The sequence below is a fragment of the Micromonospora sp. CA-248212 genome (assembly GCF_050948405.1).
GTDB lineage: Bacteria > Actinomycetota > Actinomycetes > Mycobacteriales > Micromonosporaceae > Micromonospora.
Genome location: NZ_CP192023.1, coordinates 1,027,348 through 1,046,012, shown reverse-complemented (window position 1 = coordinate 1,046,012; position 18,665 = coordinate 1,027,348). Strand labels below are relative to the sequence as shown.

Sequence of the window (18,665 nt, the reverse complement as noted above, 5' to 3'; positions counted from 1 at the left end):
CGGCCCCGCCCGGCCCGGCCGACCTCGGCATTGATCATGAAGTTATTACCCGCTGCCTCGGCGTGTCCGGGCAATAACTTCATGATGAATCGGGTGGGGTGGGGTTAGGCCTCCAGGACGGCTCGGCCCAGCGGGGTCAGCGTGTGCAGCACGGTGTTGCGGTCGCGGTGGCTGACGAGCAGGCCGGCGTTGCGCAGCACGGTGGCGTGCTGGCTCGCCGCCGCCGGGGAGATGTCGAGCCGACGGGCCATCTCACCCGTCGTACAGCCGTCGTCGCTGGCCTGTAGCACCGCGGCCCTGGTCCGGCCGAGAAGCGCGGCCAGCGAGTCACGGCCGGTACCGGTCGCGGCCGACGCCTCGCCGTCGGCGGCGGCGAGGCCGCCCAGCCGGTCCACGGGATAGACCAGGACGGGCGGCAGCGCCGGGTCGAGCAGGGCGACCGGCGTGGGTGCGCAGAAGAACGACGGCACCAGCAGCAGCCCTCGCCCGTCCAGGTGCAACTCGCGGCTGTGCGGGTAGTCACGCACCTCGAGCACCCCGCCCGACCAGCGCATGGTCGGGCGCAGGCTGGTCAGGAGGGCCTCGACGCCGCCGTCGAGGAGGGCGCGCGCACGACGGTTACGGTCCGCCGCGACGGCGGCCTGGATCCGGCTCCAGTACGGGCCGATCGCCAACGCCCGGTACTGCTCCATCGAATCCGCGAGGTGCCGCAGTGTCGCCACGTCGCCACGGGCCAGCGCGGCGGCCGAGGCGGGCAGCGGGTTCTCGGCGGCCACCAGGGTCAGGTCCCGCTGGAGCACCTCGATCGGCGTGCTGCGAACCGCTTCCAAGCCTGCCTCGAAACCTTCCACACTGGCGTACGGGGTGAGGAAGTCGGGAAAGTAGCCGCGCGGCGGATTCAGGGCGAAGAGCAGTCGGAGCTGGTCGGAGGCGATGTCCCGGCGTAGCCCGCGGGTCACGGTGTGCCGCCACGCCGACGTCAGCGGGTCGCGGTTGCGGCTCTGCAACGCGTGCAGGCTGAGGACCAACTCCCAGACCGGGTCGGCCGCCGGTGCCACCCGGGTCCGGAGGATGTCCTCGCCGGAAAAGTGGATCTTCAGCATGGAGCACTCCCGTGCCGCCGGCAGAGGGATGCCGGACGGCCATTTCGACTCTACCTGGCCGGCAGTTATCTCCATCTTTAAGCCTGGACTGAAAAACCTCGACGCCCTCGGGGACGGTTAGGCATGCTTCCAGTGCCCGCGCACGGCACCGACGCGTCCTTGACGCGTTCGACGCCGGGGCACCGGGACTGGGGAGGACCGGTGATCGGGCGGCACCACGAGGGTCTGCGGCCCTTGCTCCGCAGAGGTGTCGTCCGGTCACCCCGCCGCCGTGGTACGCGTCGCCGGCCAGGCCGAGAGCCGACCGCTCGTAGAGTGACGGGATGCCCGACACCGCGATGACCGGACCCACCGTCGACCCCATCGATCCCACGACGTTCGCGGCACTGCACGCCGACGCGGTCGCGCTGCTCGAAGGTTGGCAGCCGACCAGCTCGGCGTCGGCCGAGGCACGGGATCGCACCCTCGCATTGCTCGCCGCCGGGCCGATCGCGATGAGCCGACAACACCGCCCCGGCCACGTCACCGCGAGCGCGCTGGTGCTGGACCCGACCGGGGCGCGGGTACTGCTCTGCCTACACGCCAAGTTCAGCCGGTGGGTGCAGCTCGGCGGGCACTGTGAGCCGGTCGACCGGACCCTTGTCGGGGCCGCGCTGCGCGAGGCCACCGAGGAATCCGGCATCACCGGGCTGCGCATCGACCCGGTGCCGATCGACATCGACGTGCACGAGGTGCAGTGCCAGGGCGGCTCGCGCCACTACGACATCCGGTTCGCCGTGGTCGCCCCGGCCGACGCGGTCGAGCAGGTCAGCGACGAGTCCGAGGCGCTGGGGTGGTTCCCGCCCGACCGGCTGCCCGAGCCGCTGGCCGGCGGGACCGCACAACTCGTCGAGCCGGCCCTCACCGCCCTCCAAAGGTGGTGACGCAGCGCTGGCGACGGGAGTTCCCGTCGCCAGCGTCACGCACCGGACGTCAGATGTAGCCCTCTTCGCCGCGCTCCTTGAGCTCGTCGACCAGCAGCTTGACGTCCTGGGCCCGCTCGCGCGGACAGACCAGCACCGCGTCCGGGGTGTCCACCACGATCAGGTCACGCACACCGATGACCGCCACCAGCCGACCCGACTGTGGCACCACGACCAGGTCGGCGGTGTCCCGCAGCAGCACGCCCGGCTTGGCGTCCGTACCGAGCACCACGTTGCCCGCGTCATCCGCGGGGAGCACGTCGCCGAGGGTGTGGAAGTCGCCGACGTCGTTCCAGCCGAAGTCACCCGGCACGGTGGCCACCCGGCCCGCGGTGGCCGCGCCCTCCATCACCGCGTAGTCGACGGAGATCTTCGGCAGCGTCGGCCACACCGTGCCGAGGACATCGTCCTGCTCCGGCGTGCCCCAGGCAGCGGCGATCGCGGTGACCCCAGCGTGCAGCGCCGGCTGCTGACGGGCCAGCTCGGCGAGGAACACGTCCACCCGCCAGACGAACATGCTGGCGTTCCAGAGGTGTCGACCCGATCGGACGTACGCCTCGGCGACCTCGGCTGCCGGCTTCTCCTTGAACTCGGCCACCTGCCGCCACGGGGCGCCGTCGGTGGCCTCGTCGGTCTCCAGATAGCCGTACCCGGTCTCCGGCCTGGTCGGGGTGATCCCGACGGTCATCAGCATGCCCTGCTCGGCGCCCCGGACCGCCTCCTGGACCGTACGCACCCAGCTGTCCGGGTCACGGATCAGGTGGTCGGCCGCGAAGCTGCCCATCACCGCCTCCGGATCGCGGACCGCGATCACCGCCGCGGCCAGCGCGATCGCCGCGCAGGAGTCCCGGGGGGACGGCTCGACCAGGATGTTCTCCTCCGGCAGCCCGGTGAGCTGCCGGGCGACCGCCGCGACGTGCGCGGCGCCGGTGACCACAAGGGTCCGATCCGGCGTGGTCAGCGGCGCGAGCCGCTCCACGGTCGCCTGCAACAGCGAGGAACTGGTGCCGGTCAGCGGGTGGAGGAACTTGGGGTGGCCGGCGCGGGACAACGGCCACAACCTTGTGCCGCTGCCACCTGCCGGGATGACCGCATAAAGCATCCGCACATCATGCCCGACGCATCGTCCCGCAGTGGCACGGGTCACCACGAGGGCGCCCGAACGGTCACGAACGGGCACGACTCCACGCAGCGATGTGCACCTCGGCGCTGGACTCCCAGGTGAACTCCTTGGCCCGGTCGAAGCCGGCCTTCGCCAGCGACAACCGGCGCTGCTCGTCGTCCAGCAGGGCGGCCAGGTCGGTGGCGATCTGGTCCGGGTCCTCCGAGGTGTACGCGACCGCGTCGCCACCCACCTCGGGCAGCGACAGGCGGGGCGTGGTCAGCACCGGGGCGGCGCACGCCATCGCCTCCAGGATCGGCAGGCCGAACCCCTCGCCGTACGACGGGTAGGCGGCGACCAGCGCACCGCCGAGGAAGCCGGGCAGGTCGGCGTACCGCAGATAACCGGGACGCAGCAGGCGCAGGTGCGACGGCACCTCGGCCACCGCGCGGTCGATGTCGTCGTCGTGCCCCTGCCCGCCGGCGATCACCAGCGCCGGCGGGTCGGTCCGCTCGGACACCGCGCGAGCCCAACCCCGGATCAGATTGGGTACGTTCTTGCGCGGCTCCTTGGCGCCGAGGAAGGCGACGTAGCTGCTGTTGCCCAGCCCCAGCCGAGCACGTACGCGGGCCTTCTCATCCTCGCTCGGCGCGTGGAAGGCGGCGTGGTCGACGCCGTGGTAGGCCACGTCGATGCGGGTCGGGTCGGCGTCGAGCAGCCGGATCAACTCGTCACGGGTGGCCTTGCTGGGCACGATCACCCGGTCGGCGCGGCGCATCGACGTCTTGATGGCGCTGCGGAAGAACGTCCGGCGAGACTTGTCGTAGTGCTCCGGCTCGGTGAAGAACGTCGCGTCGTGCACGGTGACCGTCACCGGGCACCCGGCCCGCAGCGGGCAGGTGTAGAAGGGCGAGTGCAGCACGTGCGCGCCGACCTGCTGGGCGAGCAGCGGCAGGCCGGTCTGCTCCCAGGCGAGGCGGGCCGGGCGGTGCGCCACCGCCGCCGGGGCGGGGATGATCTCCGCGCCGGGCAGCATCCGGGTGTAACGCTCCTGGTCGGTGCGGAGGCTCACCACGGCCAGCTCCACCCCCGACCCGCACACCTTGCCGAGGGCGCCGAGCAGACCGTCGACGTATCGACCGACACCACCACGGTCGGCGGGGACACTCGTGGCGTCGATGAGCACGCGGGGCGGGCGACCGGCGGTCACGGGGCGACTCCTTGCGGGTGGGTCTGTGGGGAACAACACTCCGGGGGTAAAGCCTACGCCGGAGTACGGGGCGGACGCTGACTGCGACCCGACCGTACGCCGACTTGTCATCGTCATCGAGTACGGGGCGCGGAGGCGTATCGTTCGCGCCGATGGCCGACAACATTGCCCGGGTCTTCGCCGACGCGATCGCGACCGACCCGACTCGACCGCTGCTGACCTGGTACGACGACTCCACCGGAGACCGCACCGAACTCTCCGGCGCGACCCTGGCGAACTGGGTGTCGAAGACCGCCAATCTCCTCGTCGACGAGGTCGGCCTCGCGCCGGGCACACCGGCCGGCGTCCTGCTCCCTCCGCACTGGCAGACCGCCGCCGTGCTGCTGGGCTGCTGGTCGGCCAAGCTGAGCGTCCTCGACACGCCGGGAAACGTGGACGTCCTCTTCGCCGCCGCCGACCGGTTCGACGAGGCGCAGTCCTGGCCGGCGGACGAGCGCTACGCCCTGGGCCTCGCCCCGCTCGCCGCCCCACTGCGGCAGGCGCCGCCCGGTTTCGCCGACTATGTGGTCGAGGTACGCGGGCACGGCGACCACTTCACCCCACAGCCGGGTCCGGGCCCCACCGACGCGCACCTGCTGAGCCGAGCCGAGGCCCGCGCCGACGAGCTGGGCATCGAGCGGGGCGCGCGTCTCCTGGTCGACGCCGCCCGCTACCCCGACCCGGTCGACTGGCTCCTCGCGCCGCTGACCCGGGCCGCCACGGTGGTCCTCTGCGCCAACCTGGACCCAACCCGTCTGGCTACCCGACTGTCCAGCGAAAAGGTCACCCACTCCCTCCCGTAGCCCGCACCCGCACCCCGCCCCCACACCCCCCGCACCCGCACCCGCACCCGCACCCGCACCCGCGATCTTGCAGTTTCGGTTGCCGATACGCGTGGAATGCCCCTTAGGCGGCGACAGAAAGAGCAAGATCGCGGGGCTCCAGGGCCAGGCCGGGTCGATCATGGAGTCGTGGTGGCCGAATGGCAGGGATATGCACCCCTTACGGGGCACCACAACTCCATGATCGACGCGTGCGGGGGCGGGAGCCCTGCGCGGAGCCGGGGCCTGTGGGGGTGGGGGCGATGTGGGGGCGGGGGTCGGGCGTCCGGAGCCCCGGGTCAGGGGTGGGGGCGGGACTGGGCGAAGGTGGCGAAGGCGGTCAGGGACTCGGGGTTGGCCAGGGCGCCCTTCGCCGCTGCGTCGTCGACCGGGGTGCCGGTGAGGATCTTCTTGACCGGTACCTCAAGCTTCTTGGCCGAGAGGGTTCGGGGTACCGCGCGCACCTGGTGGATCTCGTCGGGGACGTGCCGGGGGGAGAGCGCCGTACGCAGCTCACGGCTGATCTTCGTGCGCAGCGCGTCGTCCAGTTCCAGGCCGTCGGCCAGCACGACGAAGAGCAGCAGCTCGCCTGCGCCGCCCTCGTCGTCCTCCAGGTGCACGACGACCGAGTCGACGACCTCGTCGAGCCCTTCGACCACCGAGTAGAACTCGGCGGTGCCGAGTCGTACGCCGCCGCGGTTGAGGGTGGCGTCGGAGCGTCCGGTGATCACGCAGCCGCCTCGGTCGTTGATGGTGATCCAGTCGCCGTGCCGCCACACACCGGGGTAGACCGAGAAGTACGCCTCGGAGTAGCGGACGCCGTCCGGGTCGTTCCAGAAGCCCACCGGCATGCTCGGCATCGGCTCGGTGATCACCAACTCGCCCAGTTCACCGATCACCGGGGTGCCGTCGGCCGAGCGGGCCTCCACCTTGGCGCCCAACGCACGGCAGGCGATCTCTCCGGCGTACACGGGCAGCAGCGGCACTCCGCCGACGAAGCCCGTGCACACGTCGGTGCCGCCGGACAGCGACTGGAGCTGCACCTGGTCGCCGACCGTGTCGTACACCCATTGGAAGCCCTCGGCGGGCAGCGGCGCGCCGGTGGAACCGACGCCGCGCAGCGCGGACAGGTCCGCGATCTCGCGCGGCACCACGCCGGCCTTGCGGCAGGCCAGCAGGTACGGCGCCGAGGTGCCGAAGTAGGTGGTGCCGGTCTCGGCGGCCAGTCGCCACAGCCCGCCGAGGTCGGGGTGGCCGGGGTTGCCGTCGAAGAGCACGATGGCCGCGCCCACCGCCGGCCCGGAGACCAGGAAGTTCCACATCATCCAGCCGGTGGTGGTGAACCAGAAGAACCGGTCGGACGGGCCGAGGTCGTGGTGCAGGGCGAGCATCTTCAGATGTTCCAGCAGGATGCCGCCGTGGCCGTGGACGATCGGCTTGGGCAGCCCGGTGGTGCCTGAGGAGTAGAGCACGTACAGCGGGTGGTCGAACGGGACCGGCGTGAACGTCAACGGCTCGTCGGTGGGCGCGGCCAGGTCCGCCCAGTCGAGGACGCCGTCGGGCGTCGGGCCGTTCGGGTCGAGGTACGCGATGCCGACGGTGTGCCGTACCGACGGAAGGGCGGCCCGGATGGCCTTGACCTCGGCCCGCCGGTCGACGGGCTTGTCGCCGTACCGGTAGCCGTCCACGGCGACCAGCACCGTCGGCTCGATCTGCTGCCACCGGTCGGTGACGCTGCGGGTGCCGAACTCGGGCGCGCAGGACGAGAAGACCGCGCCCAGGCTGGCGGTGGCGAGCAGCAGGACGTACGTCTCGGAGATGTTCGGCGCGTACGCCGCCACCCGGTCCCCGGCGGTGACGCCGAGCCGGCGCAGACCGGCCGACACCCGGCGGACCTGCTCGCGCAGCTCGGCGGCGGTGAGGGTGACCGGCGGTCGGGTCTGGCTGTGCGCGATGACGACCGGGTCGTCGTCGGCGCGGCCCGGCATGCGCAGCACGTTCTCGGCGTAGTTGAGGGTGGCGTCGGGGAACCAGTGGGCGCCGGGCATGGTCCGCTCGGCCAGGGTGGCCGTCGGCGGGGTGTGCGCGATGACCTCGAAGTGGTCCCAGATCGAGCGCCAGAACCCGTCCAGGTCGGTGACGGACCAGCGCCACAGCGCGTCGTAGTCGGCGAAGTCCAGCCCGCGGTGCTCCCGCAGCCAGCGCAGGTAGCCGCCGATCCGGGACCGCTCGAGCACGTCCGCCGGCGGCGTCCACAGCACGTCACCCACTGCTCCACCCTCCCCCCGGCCGCACGACACTGTGCATGGGCCGTGGCGCCATCTTGCCCTACCTCGAAGCGCCATTCTGCGCACCGGGTGGGCCGATCGACGCGTGCCCGGCCCACACTCCACCGCGCCAACCCATGTGGGTGAAGGAAGGGCCCCTTCCTAACGCTTAGCGTTAGGAAGGGGCCCTTCCTTCGAGCTCAGCCGGCCCGGTGCGCCTGGATGGCCCGTCGGCGGGCCAGGCGGTGCTCGCGGCGGATCTCCGCCTCCCGGTACCGGCGTTCGTCGTCCGGCGTCTCCGGCAGCACCGGGCGGACCGTGCGCGGCGCGCCGCCGACGTCCACCCCGACGAAGACCAGGTACGCCGTGGCGACCCGGACCGGCGCGTCCTCGGCCGAGTCCCACCGCTCGGCGACCACCCGCACCCCCACCTCCATCGAGGTCTGCCCGGTCCAGTTGACCTGGGCGTGCGCGTGCACCAGGTCACCGACCCGGACGGCCTCGGAGAAGACGATCTCGTCGATCGCCGCGGTGACCGCCGTCCCGCCGCTGTGCCGGGCGGCAGCGGCACCGGCCACGTCGTCGACGAACTTCATCAGGACCCCGCCGTGGACGGTTCCGTAGAGGTTGACGTCCACCGCAGTCATGATCTTGCTGAGGGTGACCCGGGAGTACGACGTCGGCTTGCCGGTCGGAGCGGCGGAGAGGTGCTCGGTCATGCCGGAAACGGTACGGTGCGCGGATGCGACATCTCTGGAGCTTCCTCGCCGGGTTGGTGGTGGCACCCATCACGTGGGTGCTTGTCACGCTCGGGCAGGACGGGTCGAGCCGGACGGTCGACCGCTGGGTGGAGATCGGCACCTTCAACACCGCCAACCTGATCGAACCGGCCGTGTACCTCGGTGTCGGCGGTGTCCTGCTCGGGCTGCTCGGCACACTGCGTTTCTCGCCGGCGGGGCCACTGCTGGCCGGGCTGCTGCTGGTCACCCCGTACATCGGGATGTTCGTGGCACCGTTCGAGGTGCGCGACGCCATCCCGCACGAGTGGAAGGTGTTCGGTGACCCGCTGCCGCTGCGGCTGCCGGTCGAGAACGGCACGCTCTTCCTGATCGGTCTGCTGCTGCTGATGGCGACGTTCAGCGGTCAACGCTGGCGGCGGTGGCCGCAGCCGGTGACCGTGCCGGCCGCCGCCCCGGCCCCGGTGGACGCACCGCGCGGCGACGACTTCACCCTGACCGACTGGTCGTCGTCCGAACCGGCGGAGCGCGAAACCGCGCCGCTGACCCTGGGCTACCCGGCCGATCCGACGCCGACCGAGCCGCTGCCGCGCCGGGTGGGCGGCGAATCGCCGTGGTCCGCGCCGCCGCGCGGTCAGTCGCGGCCCGAGGACACCACCGAGATCCGCTGACCGTCGGGCGGGCCGGAAACCCGGCCCGCCCGACCAGACCCGCGCGAACGCGACTAGTGCACGGCGACGGCCAGGTCCGGGTCGACCGCGCCGAGGGTGGCGCGGGGCACGACCAGGACCATGACCGCCAGCGCCGCGGCCATGCCGCCCGCGATGACGATCGCCATCGGTACGCTCCCCGTCCCGAACAGCCCGGCCAGGGGCGCGGACAGCGCGCCGACGCCGAACTGGACGGCGCCGAGCAGCGCCGCGGCCGTACCGGCGGCCTCGCTGTGCCGGCTCATGGCCAGCGCCGGCGCGTTCGGCAGGGCCAGACCGGCCGCGGCCAACACCAGCCACAGCGACGCGAGCAGGGTGCCCAGGCCCCCGATGCCGGTGGCGGCGAACAGCACCAGCAGCAGGCCGGCCGCCGTCCCGGCGACCAGGGCCAGGACGAGGATCTGCTGTGGCGTGTAGCGCCGCAGCAGCCGGACGTTGAACTGGGTGGCCCCGATCAGGCCTACCGCGCCGGCGCCGAAGGCCAGGCCGAACTGCTGCTCGTCGAGGCCGTACTCCCGCTGGAGGACGAAGGACGACCCGGAGACGTACGCGAACAGCGACGCCATGGCCAGCCCGGCGACCAGCACCAGACCGACGAAGGCCCGATCGCTCACCAGTCCTCGGTAGTCCCGCAGGGTCGCCGCGACACCACCGTGCCGGCGGCGTGACACGTCGAGGGTCTCCGGCAGCTTCATGGCCGCGACGACGATCAGCAACGCGCCCAGTACGGCCAACGCCGCGAACACGCCGCGCCACTCGGTCCAGCGCAGCAGCCCGCTGCCCAGCGTCGGCGCGAGGACCGGGGCGAGACCCATGACCAGCATCAACCGGGAGAAGATCCGCGCGAACGACGCGCCGCTGAACAGGTCGCGGACGACGGCCGTGGCGACCACGGTGGCGGCGGCGACGCCGAGGCCCTGCAGGACGCGTAGTGCGCCGAGCACGGCGATGTTGGGCGCGACGACGCACAGTACGGACGCCACGATGTGCGCGGCGAGGCCGGCGAGCAGTGGCAGGCGTCGGCCGACCACGTCGGAGACCGGCCCGATCAGCAACTGGCCCAGCGCGAGGCCGATCAACGTGCCGGTGAGCGTCAACTGCACGGCGGTCTCGGTGGTCTGCAGGCCGGTCGTGATGGCCGGCAGCGCCGGCAGGTACATGTCGATGGTCAGGGGGCCGATGGCGATCAACGCACCGAGCACGAGCACGAGTTGCGTGCGTTGGCGGTTGGTCATCAGGTCGCCGGGCAGCGCGTCCTGCTCGGGGGTGGGCTTCGCCAACTTGATCTCTCTCCGGGTGCGGAAGCGCCGTCATCGAGGTCGACGAGGCCGGGGCGGGGTGACTCTCCCGGCTGCAACGCCATGGAGGTGGATCAAGATTCCCGCGCGGCGCTCACGTACCCGGGGGAGCGGGCCCGCACCGGGTCGATCAGGCCCCGGTCCCCAGGCCACCCCCGCACCCTGGTAGCCGTCGTCTGCCGATCGAGGAATTCAATATCATTCCCTACTTTGGACGACTTACCGAGACAAGGGAGCGGCATGGCTCGGCACGAGCGGCCCGTAGATCCGACCGCTGGACCGTTGTCGTCTTTCGCCCATGAGCTACGAAAGTTACGTGTCGAAGCCGGCAACCCCACCTACCGGCGATTGGCCGAGATCGCCGGCTACAGCGCCTCGACCCTCTCCGCCGCGGCCAGCGGAATCCGGCAACCCAGCCTCGACGTGCTGCTCGCGTACGTCGGGGCCTGCGGCGGGGACACCGCCCAGTGGAGGCAGCGCTGGCTTGAACTGGACGAGGAGCTGCGGGCCGCCGGTTCGGCCGGCGCACCAGCAGACCCGGCGAGGGCAGCGACACCGGACTCGACGCCGGCCGGGCCGATCGCGACGCCTCTCGCCGAGTCACCGTCCACTGTGCCTGCCGGGGATGCACCCGCCCCGGCTACCGGTGAGCCAACCGGCGCCAGCGGCGCAGCCGGACCGACCCACGACCGGCCCGCGAGCCCCCCGCGGCACCGGAAACTCCGACGGCGACTGGTGCTGGCGGCGGTGGCGGTCGCCAGCCTCGCCGGTACGGTCGCCGTGGTGCCGATGACCCAGCTGAAATGGCCGGCCAGCGGGGCGACGGCGGCTGGCACGACAACCACCACAGCCTGCCCGGCGACCACCACGGACGCCGCCTTCACCGCCGTCACCTACGGCAGTGGCGTGCATGTCCGGGGCGAGCCCCGCCGCGACCAGGGCATCCTCTACACCATTCAGCCCGGCTGCGTGATCGGGCTCACCGGCTACTGCCTGGGTGAGCGGATCGCCGACTCCACCTCCCAGACCCCCGACATCCGCTGGTTCACCCTGGCCGACGGTGGACTGATCGCCTCCGGGGTGGTGCACGGCAACCCACCCCCGGGCTTGGAACCGTCCCGCTGCCGGGGCGACCGACCCGGGCCGGCCGCGATCGCCCTGGCGATCGCCCCCGATGTGACCGGCCCGGGTGGGTGGCGGCTGAGCGCGACCGGCACGCACGTGGAGATCGTCGGCTTCGCCGCCTACTACGCGGACGACCCCGCGCTGCCGGCGGAGCGCCGCTGGCACCAGATCGGAATGACCGGATTGGCCGCCCCGCCGTTCGACCTCGTCTGGAAGCTCGACCGCCGGTCCGGGCAACCCGGATCCACTGCCGAAATCCCGGTGGCCGCGGTCGCCTGTCTCGGCGGTGGCGCGCCGACCGACGTGCTCGACGTGCGGGTGGCCCGCCCCGACGGCTCCAGCACCGCCGAGGCCCTGCCGCTCGCCGCCGACCAGAGGCTCGCCGCCCGCCGTACCGCCTGCCTCTACCCCTGACGGGGGCGTACGCGGACGGACACCACCGGTGGCCCGGCGGGACGGATCCCACCGGGCCACCGGTTCGGCGTCACCGAACTCAACAGCCCTGGCGACCGGAGTGGATCCAGTAGGTGGTGCCGGCCCAGTCCATCTCGCCGTACGCGTCGACGCAGTTGTTCGCCGTGCCGGTCACTCCGCGCGGACCGGCGTAGTACAGGTAGTCGGCGTTGTCCTTGGTGGAGATCGCGGTGGCGGTGCACGAGCCGGTGCCGGAGGTCTCCGCGCACCGGGCGATCTGCACGGAGGTCCGCGCCGAGGAGCCGTACGCCGCGCCGCGGTGGTACATGCAGGCGCTGTTCGTGCCGCCGTTGGTGCTGTTGTAGTAGATGACCAGCTCGGCAACGGGCTTGCTCGGCGGGTACGCGTAGCTGTAGGTGACCGTGCCCGAGCAGGCCACCGCCGCCTGCGACGGGGCTGCCGTGACGACCAGCACCGTGCCGAAGGTCAGCAACGCCAGCAGCGCTCCGAACGCCTTGCGCAGCATCATGACTTCCACTCCTCCGGGACGGGGTTGGTTGAGAGCCGTCCCGCCGTCAACTTCTACGGAAGAGCGAAGTTGATCGCCGCTGACGAAGGCACCGATCAATCAATCCCGCACAACGCCGAACAACCGCGTACCGCGTCGCCGGGCCGGCTGATCGGCGCTGTCAGCCCTTCAGGAGTTGCCGCGCCATGACGACCCGCTGCACCTGGTTGGCGCTTTCGTAGCTCTGGGTGATCTTGGCGTCCCGCATCATCCGCTCGACCGGGTAGTCGCCCCGAGTCGGGGAAGGCATCGGGATTAACCGAGTCGCGATTTTCGCTTAATGCAATTCCCATTTCCGGTCGAGCACCATCAGCCGCAGCTCGACTACAGAGCGCTATATTCGCGTTTCCGCCGTCACGCGCCCGAACGGACCCTCTATTGTGGCCGAACGGTGGAATAGATACAGCTCAGAGCCATGAGTCGATCATGCGTACAGATTCCACGAGCATCCCCATCTACATTCCGCCCTTCCACAGAGAGTTATATGCGGAAAGGCCACTACGGATGCGTGAGGCGAGGATGATCGATCAATTGCGAGGGCTTGTTCCCGACAGCTCGACCGCAGTGGTTCTGGGACTGGTGGCCGGGGCGGTGATCGGGCTGGTCCGCGCCTACCTCCGGCACCGCACCCGGCTCCACGCGGAGCGGGAGCTGTCCGCACGGACAGCGGCCCGGGCGGCGGGCTTGATCACCCTGGTCAGCGGTCGCCACGAGAACATCACGGTCGACGAGCGGGACCGTGACGGGCACCGCGTCGTGGAGCTACGTGGACCTCGACAGACCAGCGACAAGGAGGCGGCGTGAACCGGAACAGTTCTGCCGCGGCCCGCGCCGCAACCCGCTCGCCCGAACCCACCCCGGCCGAGCTGGAGGCGTCCTTCACGGCCTTCTGCGACGACAACTTCCTGCGTGTCGAGCGCTTCCTGCGGGCCCGCTGCGCCAATCGGGACCTCGTCGACGAGGCGGTCCAGGAGACATTCATCACCACTCGGGCCAAGTGGGCGCAGATCCGCACCTTCGAGAAGCCCCTGGCCTGGGTGCTCAAGACGGCGCGGCACAAGCTCCAGGGGCAGCAGAGCCGGCGAAGCCGGACCAGCACTACCACGACGAACCTGGACGAGGTGCCCCCCGAGTTCCTCACCCAGCCGACCGACCCTCGGGAGGCGGACGAGTTGCTCGTCGCGTGGCTGCAGCAACTGCCGCCCCGGCAGGCGGAGGTGTTCGTCCTCTTCTTCGACGGCTGGCGGGACCTCGACATCGCCAGGATGCTGGGTCTCGCCCACACCACCGTTCGCGCCTACAAGCAGCAGGCGCGTCAGCATCTGCAGCGCCTCGCGGAACAGGCCGGTTTCAACAAGCCCACGGGGAGGTCATCGTGAACCTCGACGACGTCCTGGCACTCGCGGCCGAACGTGCTCCCACCCCCCTCGAACGCGCGCGCGCCCGACGCGCCAGCCGGCAGATCCAGCAGGCCTACGCCCACGCCGTGACGGCCGGGCGGGATCTCGTCGTGGATGTCGACCCGCACGACCCGCTGAACGCCGACGCCGACGCCGACGAAGCCGCCCGGATCGCCCGCGCGGCACAGCTGGCGAAGTTGGGCACCATCACCTGGATCTCCGCCACCGGAGAGATCTCCTGGTCCGACGAGATGTCACTGATCCTCGGCTGTGCCCCCGGCACGATCCGACCCTCCGCCGATCTGCTGTTCGAGCTGGTCCATCCCGAGGACGCGCACGCCGTTCGTCGGACCATCCACCTGGCGTGGCGGGAGCAGACGGTCAAGGAGACGACGTATCGGGTGGTCCGACCGGACGGGGCGACCAGGTACGTGCACTGCTACATCGAGGTCCTGATCGACCGGTTCGACCGGCCGCACGGCATCATCGGCACCGGTCAGGACGTCACCGACCTGGAGCTGGCCCGCCAGGAGCGGGACCGGCTCGCCCGCCGGTGCGAGACCGCACGCACCGAACTGATCAGCCGCGACCCGGCCACCGGCCTGCTGACCCGCCCGCGCTTCGCCGACGAGGTTGACCGGACCCAACGCGGCGGGTCGGGGGCCCTGCTCGTGGTGGCCGCCGAGCCACTGAACCTACCGATCTCCGGGCACGACCACGCGACCCAGGATCGGCTCGCCGCCGCGATAGCCGGTGTGGTGAAGAACGTGGCCCGCCGGACCGCCGTGTGCGGGCTCGTCGGCCCGGGCGAGTTCGGCGTGCTGCTACAGAACACCACGATGAGGTCGGCCACGACCATCGCGGAGAGCATCATCGACAGCCTGCGCAGTCACGCGTTCGTCGTCGGCCAGGACCGGGAACGGGTACGCCTCGACGCCTGGGGCGGTCTCGTCCGGTACCAGGACGGCGACGACAGTAGCGGCTTCGACCTGCTGGTGGACGCGGAGAGCGCCTGGCGACAGGCCAAGCGAGAGCAGGTGCCACTGACCGTGCTGCGACAGCCGGCCCGTCCCGAGGACCGGCAGGAGACCTGCCGGAGCCGAATCCGGGCGGCGGTCGCCGGCAACAGTTTCACGCTCTACGCCCAGCCGATTCTCGACCTCAGCCTCAACCAGATCACCCGCCAGGAGATCCTGCTCCGCGTCCTCGACGGCACGGGCCAGCCGGTACCGCCGTCGGCGTTCCTGGACGTCGCCGAACGGGTCGACGAGATCTGGCCGATAGACCGCTGGGTCATCGACCACACCATGGAGCTGATCGCCCACGGACCACGAACCTCGCACTACCAGGTGAACGTCTCGGGCCGGTCGCTCGGCGATCCGCACCTGTTGGAGCATGTCCACGAGGTCATGAAGCGGCACGTCATCGACCCCTCCCAGGTCACCTTCGAGATCACCGAGACGGCGTTGATCGGTAACCTGACGCAGGCGATCGACTTCGCCTGCGGGATCCGGGACATCGGCTGTCGGCTGGCCCTGGACGACTTCGGCTCCGGATACGGCACATTCACGCACCTGAAGTACTTCCCGATCGACCTGGTAAAGATCGACGGCGACTTCATCAGCAAGATCGAGGAGTCCCGTCCCGACCAGGTGATCGTCCAGTCCTTCGTCGACATGTGCCGGGGGCTGGGGATCCGGACCGCCGCCGAGTTCGTCCAGAGCGAGGCCACCCTGCGCCTGCTGCGCGACTACGGGGTGGACTTCGCCCAGGGCTACGCCGTCGGCAAGCCGACCCCGGTCGGCAACCCGCACCGGGCCCTGCTGGACTCCGCCGAGATCGAGACGGCCGGGCTGGGCGCCGCGTTGCGAACGGCGATCGGATGACGGGCCGCACCGGCGACCGTCGCGGGACGGATCGGCAGCGCCACCGACCGCCGCGTCCGGGCACGGCGGTCGGGGCGCGGCGGTCGGGGCGCGGACAGGCCGAGGCGCGGACAGGCCGAGGCGCGGACAGGCCGGGGCGCGGACAGGCCGGCCAGGGACCCGAGGCAGGTCCTAGACGACGTTGGCGAGGAGTTGCCGCGCCATGACGATCCGCTGGACCTGGTTGGTGCCCTCGTAGATCTGGGTGATCTTGGCGTCCCGCATCATCCGCTCGACCGGGTAGTCCCGCGTGTAGCCGTAGCCGCCGAGCAACTGCACCGCGTCGGTGGTGATCTCCATGGCGGCATCGGAGGCGAAGCACTTCGCCGCCGCGCCGAAGTAGGTCAGGTCGGCGTCGCCCCGCTCGGACTTGCCGGCGGCGGCGTACGTGAGCTGCCGGGCCGCCTCCAGCTTCATGCCCATGTCGGCGAGCATGAACTGGATGCCCTGGAACTCGGCGACCGCCTTGCCGAACTGCCGGCGCTCGGCGACGTACCCCTTGGCGTAGTCGAGCGCGCCCTGCGCGATCCCGACGGCCTGCGCGGCGATGGTGACCCGGGTGTGGTCCAGGGTCTTCATGGCGGTGGCGAAGCCGGTGCCCTCCGCGCCGATCATCCGGTCGGCGGGGATCCGCACGTTGTCCAGGTAGACCTCGCGGGTCGGCGAGCCCTTGATGCCGAGCTTCTTCTCCGGCGCGCCGAAGCTCACCCCCGGATCGGACTTCTCGACCACAAACGCCGAAATGCCCCGGGAGCGGGCGGCGGGGTCGGTGACGGCGAAGACGGTGTAGAACTCGGAGACGCCGGCGTTGGTGATCCACCGCTTCACACCGTTGAGCACCCAGTGATCCCCGTCACGCACCGCGCGGGTGGTCATCGACGCGGCGTCGCTGCCGGCCTCCGGCTCGGAGAGGCAGTACGAGAACATGGCATCGCCCGCCGCGACCGGCGTCAGGTAGCGGCGCTTGATCTCGTCGGAGCCGGCCAGCAGCAGCGGCATCGTGCCGAGCTTGTTCACCGCCGGGATCAGTGAGGAGGACGCGCAGGCGCGCGCCACCTCCTCGATCACGATGGCGGTGGCCAGGGCGTCCGCGCCCGCGCCGCCGTACTCCTCGGGGATGTGCGGGGCGTGGAAGTCGGCGGCCCGCAGCGCGTCGTAGGACGCCTTCGGGAACTCCCCGGTCTCGTCGGCCTCGGCGGCGTGCGGCGCCACCTTGGCGGCGCAGACCTCCCGGACCGCCTCCCGGATCGCCTCGTGCTCCTCGGGCAACCGGTAGACGTCGAACGACTCCCCTGCGGCCATGTCGGCCCCTCCCCTTCACCGCTATCATGCGCAGTCTGTGGCCTCCCCTGACCGCCGACCGCGCAGACTGAAGGATAGCGACTGCAGTTCAGGTGATGTTACCGGCGCGTAGGTATGGGCATGACGGAGCACCCGCGCCGCTGGGCGATGATGGAAGGCAGACAGTGAGCCACCCCTCCGGTGCCCGCCCAGGCGCCGCAGCAGAATGCGACGCGACGACGCGCCGCCAGTGCGAGCGGAGAAGACAGGCGTGACGATCCCCTACCCCACCATCCAGCCGACCCCCGCCATCGCCGCGGTGACGCCGCCCTCGGGCGCGTCTCGGCCGCGGGTGACGTTCCTGGGGACCGGTTACCTCGGTGCGACGTACGCCATCTGCTACGCCGAGCTGGGCTACGAGGTGCTCGGCTTCGACGTCGACGCGGACAAGATCGCGATGCTGAACGCCGGCGAGGTGCCGATCCACGAGCCCGGCCTGGACGAGCTGCTCAAGCGCAACCTCGCCGCCGGCCGGCTGCGGTTCTCGACCGACATCGCGGAGACCGCCGACTTCGGTGACGTGCACTTCATCTGCGTCGGCACCCCGCAGCGGGCCGACGGGATGGGCGCCGACCTGTCGTACGTCGAGGCGTCGGTGACCGGTCTCGCCCAGCACCTGACCCGCAAGGCGCTGATCGTGGGCAAGTCGACCGTGCCGGTGGGCACCGCCGAGTGGGTCGAGCAGCTCGTCGGCAAGCACACCCCGGACGACCTGGGCGTCGAGGTGGCGTGGAGCCCCGAGTTCCTCCAGGAGGGCTTCGCCGTCGACGACGTGCTGCGACCCAACCGGATCGTGGTCGGCGTCAAGAGCGAGTGGGCCAACGGCATGCTCTACGCCGCGCACAAGGGCGTCTTCGACCTGGCCGCCACCGAGGACCGCGAGGTGCCCCTGGTGGTCACCGACTTCGCCACGGCCGAGCTGGTCAAGGTCGCGGCGAACGCCTTCCTGGCCACCAAGATCTCCTTCATCAACGCCATGGCCGAGGTCTGCGAGGCCAGCGGCGGCGATGTCACCCAGCTCGCTCGGGCCATCGGCTACGACCCCCGCATCGGCAACCGTTTCCTCCAGGCCGGCCTCGGCTTCGGCGGCGCCTGCCTGCCGAAGGACATCCGCGCCTTCCAGGCCCGCGCACAGGAGCTGGGCGCGGGCGAGGCACTGCGCTTCCTGCACGAGGTCGACCTGATCAACCTGCGTCGCCGGACCCGCGTGCTCCAGCTCGCGGCGGACCTGCTCGGCCGCCGCTCCGGGCCGGCCGGTCCGGACTTCTCCGGCACCCGGATCGCCGTGCTGGGCGCGACCTTCAAGCCCAACACCGACGACGTCCGCGACGCCCCGGCGCTCGCCGTCGCCGCACTGTTGCAGAAGGCCGGGGCCGACGTCCACGTGTACGACCCGCAGGGCACCGAGAACGCCCGCCGCGCGGTGCCCGAGCTGACCTACGAGCCCGGGATCAACGAGGCGGTCGCCGACGCCGACCTGGTCTGCGTCCTCACCGAGTGGGCGGACTTCCGCAACGCCGACCCGGTCGCCCTGGGCGAGCTGGTCCGCGGCCGCAAGGTCGTCGACGGGCGCAACTGCCTCGACTCGGCACTGTGGACCCAGGCCGGCTGGGAGTACCGGGGTATGGGCCGTCCCTGACGAT

16 protein-coding genes and 1 pseudogene are annotated in these 18,665 nt (G+C 71.3%); 8 read left to right on the top strand and 9 right to left on the bottom strand.

Features of this window, described 5'->3' with window-relative positions:
• Nucleotides 1-104: 104 nt before the first annotated feature.
• Nucleotides 105-1,103: an ArsR/SmtB family transcription factor gene (locus tag ACQP03_RS04920; RefSeq protein WP_357129977.1), complete on the bottom strand. Its 999-nt coding sequence runs from the start codon at nt 1,101-1,103 to the stop codon at nt 105-107.
• Nucleotides 1,104-1,441: 338 nt separating this feature from the next.
• On the opposite strand from ACQP03_RS04920, the gene ACQP03_RS04915 reads away from it, so the two are divergent.
• Nucleotides 1,442-2,026, top strand: a complete 585-nt coding sequence (locus ACQP03_RS04915) for an NUDIX hydrolase (RefSeq protein WP_396832711.1) — start codon at nt 1,442-1,444, stop codon at nt 2,024-2,026.
• Nucleotides 2,027-2,075: 49 nt separating this feature from the next.
• On the opposite strand, the gene ACQP03_RS04910 is transcribed toward ACQP03_RS04915, so the two are convergent.
• Both ACQP03_RS04910 and ACQP03_RS04905 read right to left on the bottom strand, forming a co-directional pair.
• Nucleotides 2,076-3,167, bottom strand: coding sequence for a mannose-1-phosphate guanylyltransferase (locus tag ACQP03_RS04910; RefSeq protein WP_357129983.1), 1,092 nt, complete (start codon nt 3,165-3,167; stop codon nt 2,076-2,078).
• Nucleotides 3,168-3,231: 64 nt separating this feature from the next.
• Nucleotides 3,232-4,377 carry a glycosyltransferase family 4 protein gene (locus ACQP03_RS04905; protein ID WP_357129986.1) on the bottom strand — a complete coding sequence of 382 codons (1,146 nt, stop codon included), beginning with the start codon at nt 4,375-4,377 and terminating at the stop codon, nt 3,232-3,234.
• 152 nt (nt 4,378-4,529) lie between these two features.
• Here ACQP03_RS04905 and ACQP03_RS04900 point away from each other — a divergent pair, with 152 nt between their 5' ends.
• Entirely contained in the window at nt 4,530-5,219 is a 690-nt protein-coding gene (locus tag ACQP03_RS04900; protein ID WP_433460370.1) for a TIGR03089 family protein, read from the top strand.
• 317 nt (nt 5,220-5,536) lie between these two features.
• Here the strand turns inward: ACQP03_RS04900 and ACQP03_RS04895 are convergent, their stop codons facing one another.
• Both ACQP03_RS04895 and ACQP03_RS04890 read right to left on the bottom strand, forming a co-directional pair.
• Entirely contained in the window at nt 5,537-7,507 is a 1,971-nt protein-coding gene (locus tag ACQP03_RS04895; protein ID WP_357129992.1) for an acetoacetate--CoA ligase, read from the bottom strand.
• Nucleotides 7,508-7,704: 197 nt separating this feature from the next.
• Nucleotides 7,705-8,223, bottom strand: coding sequence for an acyl-CoA thioesterase (locus ACQP03_RS04890; protein ID WP_355048801.1), 519 nt, complete (start codon nt 8,221-8,223; stop codon nt 7,705-7,707).
• Nucleotides 8,224-8,246: 23 nt separating this feature from the next.
• Between ACQP03_RS04890 and ACQP03_RS04885 the strand changes: the two genes are divergently transcribed.
• Nucleotides 8,247-8,912: a hypothetical protein gene (locus ACQP03_RS04885; RefSeq protein WP_357129996.1), complete on the top strand. Its 666-nt coding sequence runs from the start codon at nt 8,247-8,249 to the stop codon at nt 8,910-8,912.
• A 53-nt stretch (nt 8,913-8,965) separates the two neighbouring features.
• Here the strand turns inward: ACQP03_RS04885 and ACQP03_RS04880 are convergent, their stop codons facing one another.
• Nucleotides 8,966-10,186: a multidrug effflux MFS transporter gene (locus ACQP03_RS04880; RefSeq protein WP_433461133.1), complete on the bottom strand. Its 1,221-nt coding sequence runs from the start codon at nt 10,184-10,186 to the stop codon at nt 8,966-8,968.
• Between the two features lie 411 nt (nt 10,187-10,597).
• Between ACQP03_RS04880 and ACQP03_RS04875 the strand changes: the two genes are divergently transcribed.
• Nucleotides 10,598-11,788 (top strand): hypothetical protein, encoded by a 1,191-nt coding sequence (locus ACQP03_RS04875; protein WP_433460367.1) that lies wholly within the window; start codon nt 10,598-10,600, stop codon nt 11,786-11,788.
• A 79-nt stretch (nt 11,789-11,867) separates the two neighbouring features.
• On the opposite strand, the gene ACQP03_RS04870 is transcribed toward ACQP03_RS04875, so the two are convergent.
• Nucleotides 11,868-12,317 carry a hypothetical protein gene (locus ACQP03_RS04870; protein WP_357130005.1) on the bottom strand — a complete coding sequence of 150 codons (450 nt, stop codon included), beginning with the start codon at nt 12,315-12,317 and terminating at the stop codon, nt 11,868-11,870.
• 160 nt (nt 12,318-12,477) lie between these two features.
• Nucleotides 12,478-12,585, bottom strand: a pseudogene (locus ACQP03_RS04865) (acyl-CoA dehydrogenase family protein); the annotation flags it as partial.
• A 335-nt stretch (nt 12,586-12,920) separates the two neighbouring features.
• On the opposite strand from ACQP03_RS04865, the gene ACQP03_RS04860 reads away from it, so the two are divergent.
• Genes ACQP03_RS04860 through ACQP03_RS04850 form a run of 3 tightly spaced genes read left to right on the top strand, consistent with a single transcriptional unit; the run spans nt 12,921 to nt 15,642 of the window.
• Complete coding sequence (locus ACQP03_RS04860) at nt 12,921-13,160, top strand: hypothetical protein (RefSeq protein WP_357130011.1); 240 nt, start codon at nt 12,921-12,923, stop codon at nt 13,158-13,160.
• Complete coding sequence (locus ACQP03_RS04855) at nt 13,157-13,735, top strand: RNA polymerase sigma factor (protein ID WP_357130014.1); 579 nt, start codon at nt 13,157-13,159, stop codon at nt 13,733-13,735. The genes ACQP03_RS04860 and ACQP03_RS04855 overlap by 4 nt, the downstream gene beginning before the upstream one ends.
• Nucleotides 13,732-15,642 carry an EAL domain-containing protein gene (locus ACQP03_RS04850; protein ID WP_357130016.1) on the top strand — a complete coding sequence of 637 codons (1,911 nt, stop codon included), beginning with the start codon at nt 13,732-13,734 and terminating at the stop codon, nt 15,640-15,642. The genes ACQP03_RS04855 and ACQP03_RS04850 overlap by 4 nt, the downstream gene beginning before the upstream one ends.
• 171 nt (nt 15,643-15,813) lie before the next feature.
• Here the strand turns inward: ACQP03_RS04850 and ACQP03_RS04845 are convergent, their stop codons facing one another.
• Entirely contained in the window at nt 15,814-16,983 is a 1,170-nt protein-coding gene (locus tag ACQP03_RS04845; RefSeq protein WP_357397684.1) for an acyl-CoA dehydrogenase family protein, read from the bottom strand.
• Between the two features lie 250 nt (nt 16,984-17,233).
• On the opposite strand from ACQP03_RS04845, the gene ACQP03_RS04840 reads away from it, so the two are divergent.
• Nucleotides 17,234-18,661, top strand: coding sequence for a UDP-glucose dehydrogenase family protein (locus ACQP03_RS04840; protein ID WP_355048810.1), 1,428 nt, complete (start codon nt 17,234-17,236; stop codon nt 18,659-18,661).
• The last annotated feature ends 4 nt before the right edge of the window (nt 18,662-18,665 follow it).